This is a genomic window from Crassaminicella profunda (assembly GCF_019884785.1).
GTDB lineage: Bacteria > Bacillota > Clostridia > Peptostreptococcales > Thermotaleaceae > Crassaminicella > Crassaminicella profunda.
Genome location: NZ_CP082326.1, coordinates 1,894,553 through 1,907,973 on the forward strand (window position 1 = coordinate 1,894,553; position 13,421 = coordinate 1,907,973).

The window sequence follows — 13,421 nt, forward strand, 5'->3', positions numbered from 1 at the left end:
TGATTAGCAAGATAGGCCAATCAGTAATCACGAATTAGAAAATTTAGAGAATTCTTTTTTTTAAAGAATTCTCGATTTTAATTTATATTGTTATATGTGTTATATAATCGTCTATATATCCAACAATTTCACATTTTCTCAAAAATTCATCATCTTGTATCTTCCATGAATGTTCATCCCCTGATGCATGTCTTATGCATATATAATTGAATCGATCCGTACAATATAGTAATATACCTTTTTCATTACACTCCTTAAAAAACATAGTATCTTCATTTACAGATTCATGTATAAATCTCACCTTATTAAAGACTTCTTTTTTTGCAATAAACGCTGATCCACACAAAAAATCCGTATATTGATTTTCCTTATTCGGAAATCTAACTGCTAAAGTTTTACTTCCTTCTAGATACGCATAATAAGCAAACTTTCCAACTATATCTGCATCCGTATATTCGAAAGCATTCATTAAATCTTCTAAATACTCTGGTGCATAGTAATTATCATCATCAAATTTTGCTATATAGTCATAGTTTGCTTGATCCACAGAAAAATTTAAACATTCCCCTAATGATTTTTCCTCATCAATTTGAAATACTTTTATATTACTATGAAGATCAGCTTCTTCTTTCCATTGTTGTATATCCATAGAATTGTTATTTAAAATAATAATCAATTCCTTCTTTTTATAATTCTGCCTTTCAAAATTTGCAAATACATTTTTCATATTATTAGGATGATGGGTACAAGTAATAATAGTTACCTTTCTCTTTTCTTTCTTTTCATAGCACAAGCCCACCTTTTCTAAAATCGTTTCTAATCTATGTCTATAAGTATGTTTATTAAATACTTCTCTTTGCCCTAAGATAGATAATCGATCTCTTAGTTCTTTGTTATTCAGTAATATTTCTAGGTGTTTTATTGTATCTTCTTCAGTTTTGCATAATTTCACAATATTAGGTAGCATCTTATCAATTCCTAATGCATAGCCACTAATAACGTTTATTCCACAAGCTAATAACTCAAATACTCTACAAGCAAACATGGTAGGACTATCTTGTACCGTATTCACATTCAAAAAAACGTCATACTTTTTATAGGTTGACTCCATTTCTTCATAAGGAATAGATCCTTTAATGTTGGGGCGATATATATCAGGAAATTTACACCAGTCCCATTTAGTAAAATTATACATTCTATCATAAATATGCACACCATATTTTAGTGTTGGCTTTACTACATTTTCCATATCTCTTTTTCGATCTTCATGGCCAATATCATACCATGTCCCTGCAAATCCAATTTTACCTAATTTTTCTTTGTCTTTATCAATAGGATTATGCTTTTTAAGCTGTGCTCCAAATGGTAGAGTATATACATTTTTATGTTCTACTACTTCTAAGTATCTTGATATACTATTACAATCTGTTGTAAAAATATAATCAAATAATTTTGCTGCATCAATAAATGCTTTAAAATGATATGGATCTTCAATATTCCAAAAGACAGTAGGTATATTATGATGCTTACACCAAGTTACTATATCTTTTAGTAAGTTATCTTTTTGGGTATCAATATCCGTAATTTCATGATACCATTGCTGATCATTTCCATGCCACGCAGATTGAACAAGTAACAAATCTGGTTTTTCTCTTGTTAAAATCTCTCTCCAACTATGAGGATATAATGGAATAAGATTACATTCATATTTAAGCCACTCATAACCAAATGTATCTACGATAGAAGCAATTTTTAAAGGGTATGACACTGCTTTCACCTTCTCCATATAAATTTATACTAAACTGTAATATGCGGTACATAATTTTTTGTGTACATAACAATGTTACATTTTCTTAAAAATTCATCGTCATCTATTTCGCAAATATATTCATTCATTGAATGCTGTTTGCTATACACATAGTTAAACCTATCAGTTGAATATAGTCTTATTCCTCTACTCACACAATCTTTAGAAAAAATTGCCATAGTCTTAACTGTTGTATCAGTAAATTTTATTTCCTCCCATACCTTCTTTTTCATAATGAAGGCTGAACCACATAAAAAATCAACATATCGATTTTCCAAATTAGGAAATCTTACTACCAAAGTATTACTACCTTCTAAATATGCATAGTATGTGTATTTTCCAACAACATCTGCATTTGTATATTTAAAAGCATTCATCAAATCACCTAGAAATTCTGGTGCGTAGTAATTATCATCATCAAATTTAGATATATATCCATAACTTGTATGTTTTATAGCAAAATTAAGACATTTTCCTAATGATTTTCTTTCATCAAGTTGAAATACTTTTACATTGTTATATGATTTGGCTTGATTTTCCAATTGTTTTAGATTCATAGAATTATTATTTAAAATAATAATTAGCTCTTTCTTCTTATAATTTTGTCTTTGAAAATTATTAAATATTTTTTCTATATTATCAATTCTATTGGTACAGGTAATAATAGATATCCCTGGTATTTCTTTCTTTTCATAGGATAAACCAGCCTTTTCTAAAATTGTTTCTATCCTATGTTCATAGGTATGTTTATAAAATACTTCTCTTTGCCCTATTATTGATAATCGTTCCCTTAACTCTTTGTTATTCAGTAAAATATCTAAATATTTATTCACATCTTCTTCACTTTTACAAAGTTTTACAATTCCTGGCAGCATCCTTTCTATTCCTTGACTATAACTACTAATTACATTTATTCCTGATGCTAACAATTCAAAAATTCTTCTTGAAAACATAGTTAGACTATTTTTAACTAAATTAACATTTAGAAATACATCATATTTTTTGTAAGTTCGAATCATTTGTTCATAGGAAAGACTTCCTTTTATATATGATTGATAAGTAGTTGGAAACTTATAATTATCATCTTTAGTACAGTGATGCATTCTATCATAAATGTGTAAATTATATTTAAAAGCAGGCTTTAAAATCATTTTCATGTCTTTTATTCTTTCTGGAAACTTTTTATACCATGTTCCTGCAAAAGCAACCTTTCCTAATGAAATCCTCCCTCTATTAATAGGATTGTGTATTTTAGGCTGTGCTGCAAATGGTAACACATAAATATTGTTATGTCCTATTATTTTTTTATATTCTTCTATGCACGCTTCTTCTGTTGTAAAAACATAGTCAAACAATTTTGCAGACTCAATGAAATATGAAAAAAACAAAGGATCCTCTTTGTTCCAAAAAACAGTAGGAATATTATATTTTCTACATGTACACACCAAATTTTCAAGTGTTTTGTCATTTGTCGTATTTATATTAGCAATTTTATTTGTCCATTTTCCATTGTTTCCTTCCCATGCTGACTCAACTAAAAGCATTTTAGGTTTTTTACTAATAATTATATTTTCCCAATCATTTATATCCAATGAAATCAATTGCATTTCATGTTTAAAGCATTCATAGCTAAATTTATCTAAAATCGATGCTACTTTTAACTTATTTCTTTTCATTTTAAAATTTTCATTTTTAGTACGACTAGACATTGTCTTCCTCCTTCTTTATAAATTTCAATTTAGAGCATAAAAAAATTATACATTTAATTTTTGAAATCTATTTTCCCTAATATACTAATATGTTTTCCCTATTTCTGTTGTGAAATATAACATACTAAAAACTAAAATATCATCATACATTGGTACACTTTGTACTATAAATTCATAATATATTTTAAGAACCTTTAAATAAAATATTATTTATAAGAAAGAAAATGATTCACCCTTTAGAATTGGAGGAATAATCAATGAAAGTATATGTTTTTGGTCTTGGCCATATTGGCTTACCTATGACTACTTGGATAGCCTTACAGGATCACCAAGTAACAGGGATTGATATAAATCCCCAAGTTGTTGAAAGTATTAAAAATGGTACTATAAATATTCATGAACATTATAATAATATACACATTTCAAAAGTTGCTCAAAATCTAATAACTGAAAAAAAATTATCTGTTCATACAAATTATAATAGAACAAATAGTGAACCTTCTGTTTTTATCATCACAGTAGGTATAGCTGCATTAAATAATGGATTCCAGGACATTTCACCCATACAAAATGTTTTAGATACTATTCTACCTACCCTTGTAGATGAAGATCTGCTACTTTTTAGAACAACAATGATTCCAGGTACATGTGATAAATTAGTCCTTCCACAACTACAAAAGCTTAATAAAAACATCCATCTAGCCTATACACCTGAAACTATTTTAGAAACCCGTGCTTTTGAAGAGTTTCAAAAAAACCAAAGAATTCTTGCTGCAATAGATGATGAAAGTTATTCTATAGCAGAATCTTTTTTAAAAAGTTTATCCGATACAAAAATCTACAGAGCTTCTACTATCAAAACTGCCGAGATGGTCAAAGTAGTTCAAAATATCTCTAGAGATGTAGATATTGCTTTTATTAACGAATTAAGTGAAGCAGCATCTTATTTAGGCGTAGATATTTATGAACTTAGAGCATTAGTCAATACCCATCCTCGGGTTGAACTTCTTAAACCTGGTCCTGGTGTTGGTGGATATTGTCTTCCAAATGCGCTCAGATACCTAGAAGAAGCTTTTGAAGATAAAACTCAGGTTTCTATATCCTTAATGCAAAAAGCTAGAAGATTAAATGATAACAGGCCTCAAAAAATCGTTGAAATTGTTAAAAGTGCACTAAATGATATAGGTAAAGATATTGAAGGATCAACAATTGCCATTGTTGGATTAGCCATGAAAGATTATTGTGCTGATTGCAGGTATAGTCCTGCACTAGATATTGCATCCCTATTGGTAGATGATAGCGCGAAAGTTCAAGGATATGATCCACTTGTACCACTGACCTATCCTTTCCAAGTAGATTCGTTTTTATCTTGTATCAAGAATGCTGATTGTATAGTCATTACAGCAAAACAAGATCATATTGCATTTGATATTGAACAGATTTGTAATAATATGAATAAACTACCAGTAGTCGTAGATACAAGAAATGTTTTTCCTAACGACCCACGTATTAAGCTTTATAGATGCTAATAAAAGGTTGTGACAATATGTCCTATAAAAAAGTTGTTGCCATTACTGGAGGTGCTGGAGTAATTGGTTCCCATTTAGTAGAGTTTCTATTAAATTTACACTATACAGTCATTGTCATAGATAATTTATCTAGTGGAACTACTGCTAATTTGCCCAAATCAAAAAATCTTCATTTTTTCAAAAAAGATATAAGGGATGAATCCATTGAAAGTATTTACAAAAAGTATGAACCAAAAACGATTTTTCACTTAGCTGCTCATTACGCCAATGAATTATCTATTAAAGAACCCATATACGATCTAAATGTTAACACTATTGGTACACTAGTACAATTAGAGCTAGCAAAAAAAATAAATGTAGATCGATTTGTATATGCTTCGACCTCTTGTGTTTATGCACCTTCAGAAAATCCATTAACAGAAGATTCTCCCCTATCTCCTCATACGCCTTATGGCATATCTAAGTTAGCAGGAGAATATTATTGTAATTATTTTAGAAAAAACTTCAATTTACCAATAACTATACTAAGATATTTCAATTCTTATGGCCCTAAAGAAGCTAGCAACTTTTATCGAGGGGTTGTCCCTCGCTTTATAGAAAGAGCCCACAAAGGACTTAATATTATTATTACTGGAGATGGAAAAGAAAAACGTGACTTTACCTATGTAAAAGATACAATTAAAGGAACCTGCCTTGCAGCTTTTCAAAAAAATGGAGAAAACCAAATTCTTAATATTGGAACTGGTCATGCTACAACAATTTTAGATCTATCAAAACACATATGTAATCTATCAGAAAAAAATATAAAAATCGAATATACAAATCGCCGTTCATGGGATGAAACAATAACTAGAACAGCAGATATAAAAAAAGCTAAACATCTTTTAGGCTTTCAAGCAAAATATTCACTTTCTCAAGGATTATCAGAAACATGGAATTGGTATCAAAGCAAAGTATAATCTATCCAAAATATTGTATAAATATTTGATTTTTACAATATAATAATTCATAAAATGAGAATCCTAGTTAGGATTCTCATTTATTTTATAATAATGATTTCTGAATAACAGAAGCAGCACCATCAAGTGTACCGTTTCTTAAAGTAGGATGTCGTGCAATAATTCCCATTTTTCCATCCCCATTGAAATCTGCAACAAATGGTTGCATCTCACTATCTGCTGCCCAAGGTTGTAATACTCTACCATAAGGACGAAATTGACTTCCTGTACTTAATGCTACTTGCCAATCTCCTCTTGAGACATCTACAACCAATATATCAGTTTTTCCATCTCCATCAAAATCTCCAACTAAAGGTGTCCAATAATTACCCACAGCCCATGTTCTTAACCAACTTGCTTTTGGATTAAATTTTGTTCCATCACTTAAAGCTACCTGCCAATCTCCTGTATCAGGATTCCAAACAACTAAATCATCAATCCCATCCCCATTAAAATCTCCAACTAACGGAACCAAATAGTCACCTACTCCCCATGCCTTTAACCAACTTGCTTTTGGATTAAATTTTGTTCCATCACTTAAAGCTACCTGCCAATCTCCTGTATTAGGATTCCAAACAACTAAATCATCAATCCCATTCCCATTAAAATCTCCAACTAATGGAACCCAATAGTTACCTACTGCCCATGGTTTTAACCAACTTGCCTTTGGATTAAGTCGTAATCCATCATATAAAGCAACCTGCCAATCCCCATTTTGAGGATTCCACGCAACAACATCATCATTTCCATCCCCATTAAAATCTCCTATTAAAGGCTTCCAATAATCTCCCACAGCCCAGTTAGATACTACCATGTTTGTGGAAAAAATATCATTATTTACTTGTCGTGATGGGAAATTTTCTACATTTCCTGTTGTATAATACCAAGTTCCTGTATTAGGTTGCCAAATAATTAAACCCATTTTATCTTTGCATTTTCCTACAAAAAAAACATTTTCTTTTCCTGGGAAAAAATTAGTTATTCTTCCCGATGGTATAAAGCTCACTAAACTCAGCAAAGGAACAAAAGTAAACCCATCTTCTTTGAAACAACGAATAAGTCTTTTAAGATAAGAGTTATCATCATAAACAATTCCTGCTGGGGTAATCTCAATGAAAGGAAATTCTAAATAAGGATGATAATAAAAGGCAGCAACATCTTCTTCCGTATAGTTTTTAATTTCTTCACAAATTCTCTCTATATCTACATCTGGATCTGATGCCTTTACATAGGCCAATGGTGTAGGAACATATATGACCCCTCTATAAAAGGGCATATCCGTATCTCTAATTGAAATCCTTCTAGAAGTAGAATTTAATGGATCTGGTTGAAAAAAGATACCTGACCAGCTTTCTAAAATACACCTTTGTATTTCATCAGCACTATAATGTGGTGTAGAATATCCCCAGTCAAGGGTAAGTCCTGAACCTTGATACGCTCTGTATCCTTGAAGCATTCTGCTTGATGCATATGAATTTAAAAAAGCATCTCGATCAGACAAAGCTTCTGGTGAATCATTAGGAGGACAATTTTGAGAACATGATGAATAATAGAATTCATATCCAGCTGCACTCTCTGATCGAAAATATTGATGTGTATATCCATGCATTCCTAATGATGCACCATAACAACTATCTATACATTTTAATGTATTATTAAATAGCGTAATATAGGGATCAGAAATTTGTTCAATAGATTTATCATACCAAATAACAGGATTTACAAATCGAGATATTAGAGATATATGAAATGGAACTTTTTCTGAATTTAAATAGTCTGCCATGGCTTTTAACTTCAATAAACCTTCTTGTGTACTATATGGACCCCCAGGTCCAACATCCTCAAAACGTATAAGGGCCCTTTTCATTATAAAACAACTCCTTTTTTGATTTTGTAATTCATTTCAATTGCAATTTTTTATAATCAAACAAACTCCCAATCCTAATAATCTCATATACTCCCTGTGGAGATATTTTAGACTTTCTCAATAATCTTAAAGCTTTGTCTAAATCCTGTTCCTTTATATAAATAGCAGAATGACATGATTTTGCTATAGCTCTAGGAGCTTTTCTCAAAGTATTTTTTATTTCACTTCTATTAAATAGCTGTTCAATATAATATCCATGATAATTTGATGAAAAAACAATTAAATATTTTTCATGACTATAAACCATTCTCTTCAACTCCATAGTATTTTTGATATATTATATTCTCAGATTCACTATCTTGACTATAAATTCACAAAAAAATAAACCCACATCATGTGGGTTATTGAATACTTTTATGAATATATTCTGATGTTATTAATTGAAGTAGAGCACCATATTCAACATTGAATCTTATTTCATCTCCAACCTTTAAATCCTTTTTAGCATCTGTCACATCAACAATTAAATGATCACTACTTGCTCCAAGAATCTCCATATTTTTATCCATTGGAATTAAATTATCAATAGACACATCCTGCCTTCCTACAGCTAGAATAGCTCTTTTTCTAATTCCTTTATCTACAAAGGTTGGGGTATTTCCAAATGCATCCATTCCAATTTCCCCAATAGGAACAGACGGCTTTTCCTTTAACTCAATAATTTCTGCAATAAAAGTGAATGCATCTTGATAAGTGTCTTTAATATCAGCACCATAAGCTGTTTCTCTTCCTAATACAATGGCTTCTCCTAGTCTTAAATGATTAATTTTCTTAGGCATTTCTTCCTTTTCTAATAAATAAAGGCTACTTGAATTTCCCCCTGATATAATTTCTAAGGTAATACCAAATTCTTTTTCTATGGTCTCTGCTAGTTCTGAAAGCAACCCTAAATTTTCATTTGATGGAATAACTCCGCCATAGCAGGTTAAATTTGTTCCCATTCCTATTAATTTTATCCCTTTAAATTTTAATATTTCTTTTACTGTATGAATTACATCACTTCTCCATACCCCTTCCCTTAAATCACCTAAATCTACCATTAATACAATATTATGAACTTTACTTTGCTTAATGGCTTCTTTCGAAAGAGATTCAATAGTTTGCAGTTCTGAATTTAAGCTCATATCTGCATATTTTACTACATCCTCAGCTTGACTAATCATAGGTAATCTTAGAAGCATCTTCGGAATTTTTATATTTTCTAACTTTTTTAGATTTTCTACTCTTGAATCAGCAAGCATATCTATACTACCGTCTACCATTGCTTTTGCAATTTTAGGAATAGCACAAAATACTTTTGTTACCCCTGCAAGCTTAATATTTTTTTTATCACATACTTCTTTCAAAACGGATGTATTGTGTCTTATTTTGCTTAAATTTACTTCTATTCTAGGACAAACGTTCACATTTTTCCCCTCCCTTTAAATAAATAGCCGGGATTCATCCCGGCTTAGTCTATTCCTAAACTTTGTTTCATTAATGATAAAGCAGCTTCTGGATATCTTTTTGATAAAACTCCAAGAGATGCCATAATATAGTCATTGTCTACTAATATTTCTGCTTCTTTTTTAGGGAATAATTCATCCCCTTTATTATTAAGGGCAATCGTCTTCATAATTTCTACCCGATTCGGAAGTCTTGTCAAAGCACCTCCAGTTCCTACGATATATTGAACCATAGTTAAGTCTTTACCTTCTGCGATCGTTTTCTTTCCACCCGGTCCATATAAATGTCTAAATTTTCCTGCATGTCTTCTAACAGCTGTCAACACAGCTTCTTTTGTCAACTCTTCAACAAATCTTTTCTCTATTTCTTCTGTTGGAATAGGTTTATGATTCTTTATTAACTCTTCAACTTCTTCTTCAGATATTTCCATTCTTTTACTGATTTCTTCAACCCCTAGCCGCTCAACAATATTTCTCATATTTACATATACACCCAAATCCCCTTCAACAGTTCTTTTTGCAATAGGTTCTGGACTAATCAATATTCTATTGACTTGCTCACTTCCCTCAGTAACTGAATGTAAATCCGTTGTAGCTCCACCCACATCAATAACTACCAAATCTCCAATTTCTTCTTTCAAAAGCTTTGCTGCTAGCATAACAGCCCCAGGTGTTGGTATAATAGGACCATTGACCATCTCTCTTACGCGACTCATTCCTGGAGCATGTATGATATGTTCTTCAAATACCTCTTGAATGACCCTCCTTGTAGGTTCTACATTTAATTGGTCAATCTTAGGATATACATTTTCTGTCACATATAATTTGTTTGGTTGATCTTTAAAAATTTCAATGATCTCATCTTTATTCTCAATATTCCCTGCATAGACAATAGGTGTGTCGATACCCATCTCTCCAATTAATTCTGCATTATAGAGAGCCGTATCTCTTTCTCCATAATCTACGCCACCTGCAACTAATATAAGATTAGGTTTTACTTCCATAATCTTTTTCAAATCAGTTTTTCTAAGTTTCCCTCCAGTAACTCTATGAATGATGCCTCCAGCCCCTAATGCAGCTTCTTTAGCAGCACGAACTGTCATATCATAAACAAGTCCGTGAACAGTCATCTTAAGGCCTCCTGCTGCACTACTAGTTGCAATCATCTCATCATAGGTTAAATCATCAATATTTAAATTTATTTTAAGATTTTCTATTGCTCCTTGTAATCCAATGGTTACATCTCCATCTAATACACTTGTAGGAGCCTGACCTTGCCCTAAAAATTTAGGGCGGTCAGTGTGTATGTTTGAAAAAGCATTGATTACTGTCGTAGTACTTCCAATCTCTGCAACTAAAATATCAATTTTCATTATTCATTTCCCTTCTTTTATTAACAAAGAATGTAGCCACATGAATTCCTTTAGATCCTCTTCCAAATCCAGCATCTACCCCTTGTTTTACTGCAATTTCAGGTGTAACTTGTGTTCCTCCACAAGCGATCATAATTTTATCTCTAATCCCTTTTTCTACACATAATTCATGAATTCTTTTCATGTTTTTATAATGAATATCATCATGACTAATAATTGTAGAAGCTAAAATTGCATCTGCATTAAGTTCAATAGCAGCATCCACAAGCTTTTCTACTGGACAAGAAGTTCCAAGGTATTCAACTTCTACACCCCATTTTTCTATACCACCATGTTTAATATCAATAATTTCTCGAAGCCCAACAGAATGCTCATCCTCTCCTACAGTTGCAGCAACAACCTTTAGAGGATTTTTTTCAAGTTCAGCCCATAGTTCCTCATCACTAAGAACTTCAGGTTCTTCAGGTATTTCTAATTTACTAATATCTACATCAAAATCAACTTTTCCCTTTACTTGTATCCTTGTTCCTTCAGATGGATGCATCATTTCTGAATGGATTACCTCAGGATCAGTTAGATTCATTTTTTTAGCAAATTCTAATGCTGCAAATTCAGCAACTCTTTTACTTGTTGGAAGGAATATTTCAAGTTGAACGGTTCCATCTGCTAACCATTCAACCTCAGGTTTCACAAAATTAGAATTTCTATATTTTTCACTTTCATCTAAACGCATATATACATTATCATTTTCATCTAATTCATCAATAAAGATAATTTTTTCAGGTTTTTCAAAGGTACAACCATCAATTAATTTTGCTGGATCATCTACGGCCGTCTCATCATATTGTGCCACATTATTGTATCCATAATGAGCAGTTACAGGTGCGAAATAGTCTTCATCTCTCTCAAAAACAGTTCCTGCACCAACCCCACCATTCATTTTTCTACCAATACCATCACCATTTCTTTCAGGATACATCCCTGAATCTACAAAGAATCCTTTTTCTACTGCTTCAAAATATCCACCTGCTTCAATTAATTCTTCTAAGAAAAGTACAGATCTTTCTTTTAATTCTCTCACCTTTTCAGGTAGATATCCTTCTTTTTTAAGTTCTACCATTTCTAGTAATCCATCAAGTCCCACAAGAGTTTGTTTTGCATTATCACAAGCTTCCATGTTATTAATGTGCCATGGAACGTTTCTTCCTTCATCAGGAGTAATCGTTGATTGAATATCCGCACTTGTAAGTTTAGATATCATCATATTTAAAACATGAGTTACAGTAGCTTCTCTTGATGAAGAGGTGATATATTTTGTATTTTGTTGGGCTCTCATTTTATAATCAGATAAGAAATCTCTAAGTGCCACAGCATATGGAAGGTCATATTTTGTACAAGGTACAGGAGATGCTGAAGGTGGTACTGTTGAAAGACAAATATTTTCTTTCTTCATCCCTACTTTATGTGAGAAAATAGAATTAATAGCATGCTGCACAATTAACTCTGGCATAACTTTCCAAGCATCTCTAGCAGTTGCATTGGCATTATGTGCACCATCAATTTGAGCTATATCTGCCCATGCCATTACTTTTTTAGACTCTGCAGCATCTATAAAAGATCTAATCATATTAATATTTCTATAAAGAACATTATACTGTGGATCCTGATGAGCACCATTTACTCCTTCTTCTGCAAACATAACCGCAACTTCTGGTCCTGCAACCCCACTAACATAAGAATGATAGTTTATAGGTCTTCCTACTTCTTCTTCGATTATATCTACAGCTTTTCTTTGTGCTCTAACTTGCTTTCTTGTAACAGGAATACCGCCAATTCCCTGTGGTGTCCCTTCAATCAATCCATCAAAATGAGATTGACCAGCTGTTCTGATTACCATTAAATGGTCTGAACCATGCCATGCAGCCATTCTCATTCTTCTAATATCATCTTCAAATCGACCTGAAGCAATCTCAGTAGTAATGGTTTCTTGTGGTTGAGGATCTAAATTATCAAAATATTGTACTGCAGCAGGAATTCCGATAGAATTTTTTAAAGATTTCGAACAATCATGATATACATGAGGTCCAATTTGAAGTTCATCTACCTTTTCTCTCCAAACCCATCCTCTTCTTTTTGGTCTATAGTTTTCGAGATCCTTTAAAATTTCTCTAATATCTAATTTTTCATTGATATCTAATTTTTTCATTATTCTACCCCTCCTTTAAAGATTGCTACAGCATCATCCCAATGCTTTCCATCAATCATTTCAAGACCAGCTTGTCTAAGAGGGATATTTTTCTCTTTAGAAATCCTATATACAATATGTCCTACGCCTTTTGCAATAAGACCTTGGTCTATTGCTCCTTGTACTAATGGTTTTGCTTCTAAGCTTGAAAAACCCATTCTTAAGAGTATTGAACGCTCTATTGATGGTGATGTATTCTTTTTAGCAAGTTCTAATAATGGTTCTACAGCTTTTTCTGCTAATTGCCAAAATCTTGTCTTTAATTCCTCATCAGAAAGATTGGCTAAATGTTTTCTTCTATCTTGAAAATCATCTTCTCTCTTTAAATATCCTTTCAAAACTTTTCCCCCATTCTTATTGAATTAATAGAATAAGCAAGAGACAATGA

Annotated in this window: 10 protein-coding genes; 2 read left to right on the top strand and 8 right to left on the bottom strand. The window is 31.8% G+C overall.

The window, feature by feature from the left end; genetic code table 11:
* Positions 1-82 precede the first annotated feature (82 nt).
* The gene (locus K7H06_RS08945; RefSeq protein ID WP_223039528.1) at positions 83-1,768 is read right to left on the bottom strand and encodes a glycosyltransferase family protein; all 1,686 of its coding nucleotides are present in this window, start codon (positions 1,766-1,768) and stop codon (positions 83-85) included.
* Between the two features lie 29 nt (positions 1,769-1,797).
* On the bottom strand, positions 1,798-3,516 hold the full coding sequence (locus tag K7H06_RS08950; protein WP_223039529.1) for a glycosyltransferase family protein: 1,719 nt from the start codon (positions 3,514-3,516) through the stop codon (positions 1,798-1,800).
* 257 nt (positions 3,517-3,773) lie between these two features.
* Between K7H06_RS08950 and K7H06_RS08955 the strand changes: the two genes are divergently transcribed.
* Both K7H06_RS08955 and K7H06_RS08960 read left to right on the top strand, forming a co-directional pair.
* Positions 3,774-5,045, top strand: a complete 1,272-nt coding sequence (locus tag K7H06_RS08955; RefSeq protein ID WP_223039530.1) for a nucleotide sugar dehydrogenase — start codon at positions 3,774-3,776, stop codon at positions 5,043-5,045.
* Between the two features lie 17 nt (positions 5,046-5,062).
* Entirely contained in the window at positions 5,063-6,004 is a 942-nt protein-coding gene (locus tag K7H06_RS08960; RefSeq protein WP_223039531.1) for an NAD-dependent epimerase/dehydratase family protein, read from the top strand.
* Positions 6,005-6,089: 85 nt separating this feature from the next.
* Here K7H06_RS08960 and K7H06_RS08965 read toward each other — a convergent pair whose 3' ends face one another.
* The 6 genes from K7H06_RS08965 to K7H06_RS08990 all read right to left on the bottom strand — a co-directional run bounded on the left by K7H06_RS08965 (position 6,090) and on the right by K7H06_RS08990 (position 13,371).
* On the bottom strand, positions 6,090-7,910 hold the full coding sequence (locus tag K7H06_RS08965; protein ID WP_223039532.1) for a DUF2334 domain-containing protein: 1,821 nt from the start codon (positions 7,908-7,910) through the stop codon (positions 6,090-6,092).
* Positions 7,911-7,941: 31 nt separating this feature from the next.
* Positions 7,942-8,217, bottom strand: coding sequence for a putative Se/S carrier protein (locus K7H06_RS08970; protein WP_223039533.1), 276 nt, complete (start codon positions 8,215-8,217; stop codon positions 7,942-7,944).
* A 94-nt stretch (positions 8,218-8,311) separates the two neighbouring features.
* On the bottom strand, positions 8,312-9,376 hold the full coding sequence (gene orr / locus K7H06_RS08975) for an ornithine racemase Orr (RefSeq protein ID WP_223039534.1): 1,065 nt from the start codon (positions 9,374-9,376) through the stop codon (positions 8,312-8,314).
* A 44-nt stretch (positions 9,377-9,420) separates the two neighbouring features.
* Positions 9,421-10,788, bottom strand: coding sequence for a GlmL-related ornithine degradation protein (locus K7H06_RS08980; RefSeq protein ID WP_223039535.1), 1,368 nt, complete (start codon positions 10,786-10,788; stop codon positions 9,421-9,423).
* Positions 10,778-12,994: a D-ornithine 4,5-aminomutase subunit OraE gene (oraE, locus tag K7H06_RS08985; protein ID WP_223039536.1), complete on the bottom strand. Its 2,217-nt coding sequence runs from the start codon at positions 12,992-12,994 to the stop codon at positions 10,778-10,780. The genes K7H06_RS08980 and oraE overlap by 11 nt, the downstream gene beginning before the upstream one ends.
* On the bottom strand, positions 12,994-13,371 hold the full coding sequence (locus K7H06_RS08990) for an ornithine aminomutase subunit alpha (protein ID WP_223039537.1): 378 nt from the start codon (positions 13,369-13,371) through the stop codon (positions 12,994-12,996). The genes oraE and K7H06_RS08990 overlap by 1 nt, the downstream gene beginning before the upstream one ends.
* Positions 13,372-13,421 lie beyond the last annotated feature (50 nt).

Bases quoted from the DNA above. Each gene is read 5' to 3' on its own strand.
- K7H06_RS08980 (WP_223039535.1), bottom strand. From the start codon at position 10,788: ATGAAAATTGATATTTTAGTTGCAGAGATTGGAAGTACTACGACAGTA.
- K7H06_RS08950 (WP_223039529.1), bottom strand. From the start codon at position 3,516: ATGTCTAGTCGTACTAAAAATGAAAATTTTAAAATGAAAAGAAATAAG.
- K7H06_RS08960 (WP_223039531.1), top strand. From the start codon at position 5,063: ATGTCCTATAAAAAAGTTGTTGCCATTACTGGAGGTGCTGGAGTAATT.
- oraE (WP_223039536.1), bottom strand. From the start codon at position 12,994: ATGAAAAAATTAGATATCAATGAAAAATTAGATATTAGAGAAATTTTA.
- K7H06_RS08955 (WP_223039530.1), top strand. From the start codon at position 3,774: ATGAAAGTATATGTTTTTGGTCTTGGCCATATTGGCTTACCTATGACT.
- K7H06_RS08965 (WP_223039532.1), bottom strand. From the start codon at position 7,910: ATGAAAAGGGCCCTTATACGTTTTGAGGATGTTGGACCTGGGGGTCCA.
- K7H06_RS08970 (WP_223039533.1), bottom strand. From the start codon at position 8,217: ATGGTTTATAGTCATGAAAAATATTTAATTGTTTTTTCATCAAATTAT.